The sequence below is a fragment of the Rhizobium bangladeshense genome (assembly GCF_001662075.1).
Lineage (GTDB): Bacteria > Pseudomonadota > Alphaproteobacteria > Rhizobiales > Rhizobiaceae > Rhizobium > Rhizobium bangladeshense_B.
Map to the genome: position 1 here is coordinate 1 of NZ_LYPL01000070.1, position 1,800 is coordinate 1,800.

The following is a 1,800-nucleotide window of genomic DNA, read 5'->3' on the forward strand; positions in this document are numbered from 1 at the left end:
CACTATTAGTGCCCGGACGGCCTCCTATATCGGGTCGGCTATTTCTTCTGTCGGAAATGGCCAATTTCAGAGGCTTTTGGCCGGAATTAGCTTCGATTCCAACATACATACCATACGCTGAAGAACCTGCTCCGTGACTTTAGATTTGCGCCTACAAGACCCCATTTGCCAATTTTTGGACGCTCCAGTGCGTCCAGTTTACCTTTAGAAAAGCGTCCGGATTATTGGCATGGTTTTCAAGGCCAATCGCGGCCGGGGCCGGGCGGGCCTCAGACCTAGTTCCTCATGCCCATTACTGCGGTCGGCGGCGACAAATGAACCTCTTTCCTGAGGTCCAAGGCGGCGTCTGGATCGGAAATGAATGCCAACGAGAGCGCGATGACATCCTTGAGTGCCGTCTGCCTCACGGCATCGCAAACTTCGGGATCACCGATGAGGTCATCGAATGTGTCGCTGAACTGCTGCGTAGGTTCCACGGTCCCTATCGCGACTCTCGTCTTCTCGATTGTCAGTTGCCCGAGGGACATGTTCTCGAAAGCCGCGCGGCGGTTCCCGCACGCAACCATATACAGATACATGGGATCGCCCAGAACGGTCGTGTGAACAAAGTAAACGCCATCGACGTAAATGTTCGGATGACCAGCGAGGGCAAGACCGACTTCTTCACCGTAGTGTGCGTAGAACGCATCGGGGAGCCGAAGGCCGGACAGCTCGGAGATTGCGATCTCCCGCAGCCCGTCTATGTCTGGAAGCTTGTCTGCCATGGCATGCATCTTGCCGCCTCTCGATACGAAGCTTTCCCAGATATGCGAGACTGTCGCTGCATAATCCATGCGGCCGTCAAATCCGAGGCTGTCGCCCTCAAGTGGGCGAAACTCGGCGTGTAGCGCGACTTCATTGCGGGCCTTTTGCAGGCCGAGGAGCGACGCCGATCGATCTTGTCCGAGGGCGACCAACTGCGGGTAAAGAACGGGGTGTGGTTGTTTGATTGTCATGTCCTGCTCCATTAATTTGGAGAAGGATCAAAGTTCGGGGCGCAAGTGACAAACGGATCAGAGCGATGTCAGTTTAGCAGTGGCGGCTATCCTCCTTTGAATACCGTGACAGCATCCACAACCTTCTGCCTCTCGAACATCCGAGATTCGGTCTTTTTGCCTTGTACCCGGGTCGCAGGATAAAGCGGTTCAATCTTTGCGGCTTTGATAACGCGAGACACGAGTGCGACCGCAACTCCAAGGTCATTGGCGATGCTGGTCATCCCACCGAAATTCTTTTTGAACTCCAGGACGTCCTCTTTTTTCAACTACACAACGGGGTTAAAGCCAAACTTCCGAATTCGCTCACCGGGTACGAGAAAACCGTGCTCGATCAGACTACGCACGTTCAGAATGCTCACGTTGAGAACCTTGCTGGCCTCCTTGATCGAAATGCCGTCAACGCGGTTGGAGGAAAGCTCCCTCGAGACATCCCAGTAGTCAATGTAGAGTGTGTCGAAGCGTGCTTCGCCTGCCTTTCGCACCGAGGCGATTTTGCCATCCAACATCAATCGATACGCGTCGGTGGTTCTCATTCGTCCCCTCTGGAAAACGGTGAGGAACGGTCGAAATGCTCCGCGGATGCGCCCCACACGGCACGCCTGAATGTTCTGTACGATCACGTCCACATCCTTGGTCATGTAACGTGGGCGGCTTTCGCCGAACGCTGACCCGGCATCCACAGTGGAAAGATAGCCCGCGCGCCGGAACGCCGTGATCGCTTGCTGTGTTAGCCCCAATCTCTCCCGCACTTGTGAGGTTGAAG

Annotated in this window: 3 protein-coding genes; all 3 read right to left on the bottom strand. The window is 55.0% G+C overall.

The window, feature by feature from the left end:
• Window positions 1-275: 275 nt before the first annotated feature.
• Window positions 276-995 carry a hypothetical protein gene (locus tag A7X77_RS31410; RefSeq protein ID WP_064686668.1) on the bottom strand — a complete coding sequence of 240 codons (720 nt, stop codon included), beginning with the start codon at window positions 993-995 and terminating at the stop codon, window positions 276-278.
• Between the two features lie 86 nt (window positions 996-1,081).
• Complete coding sequence (locus A7X77_RS31415; RefSeq protein ID WP_156668202.1) at window positions 1,082-1,258, bottom strand: hypothetical protein; 177 nt, start codon at window positions 1,256-1,258, stop codon at window positions 1,082-1,084.
• Window positions 1,259-1,303: 45 nt separating this feature from the next.
• A partial coding sequence (locus A7X77_RS33675; RefSeq protein WP_197486927.1) for a hypothetical protein occupies window positions 1,304-1,800 on the bottom strand: 497 nt, incomplete at its 5' end.

Excerpts from the sequence above, each read along its gene's own strand:
- A7X77_RS31410 (WP_064686668.1), bottom strand. The coding sequence starts at position 995 with ATGACAATCAAACAACCACACCCCGTTCTTTACCCGCAGTTGGTCGCC.
- A7X77_RS31415 (WP_156668202.1), bottom strand. The coding sequence starts at position 1,258 with ATGACCAGCATCGCCAATGACCTTGGAGTTGCGGTCGCACTCGTGTCT.